Annotated in this window: 1 protein-coding gene; it reads right to left on the bottom strand. The window is 41.9% G+C overall.

Features of this window, described 5'->3' with window-relative positions:
* Positions 1 to 296: hypothetical protein (locus ACVC08_RS00015; protein ID WP_452600471.1), on the bottom strand; the 296-nt coding region annotated here is incomplete at both ends.

The raw sequence follows: 296 nt of genomic DNA, 5'->3' as shown, positions 1-296 counted from the left end.
CAGGTGCAGTAAATGTTGGTGCAATATTATCGGAAACGGTAATGGTTTGTGTTTGTTCTGGCGCAGTATTACCACAGCTATCTGTTAATGTCCATGTTCTGGTGATAATAAATGATCCTTCGCAAGTTCCAGCGACTACAGCGTCTGTGTAGGTCGCGTCTAGGGTTGTAGAACAGTTATCTGCTTCGTCTGTAACATCTCCTGTAATGTTTACTCCAGCATCGTAATTACATGATGCATCTGTAAATATTTCGATATCTGCCGGTGCAGTAAATGTTGGTGCGATATTATCGGAA

It is taken from the genome of Pontimicrobium sp. MEBiC06410, assembly GCF_053601615.1.
Note: the sequence above shows the minus strand (reverse complement) of the source record. Positions and strands in the feature narration are given on the sequence as shown.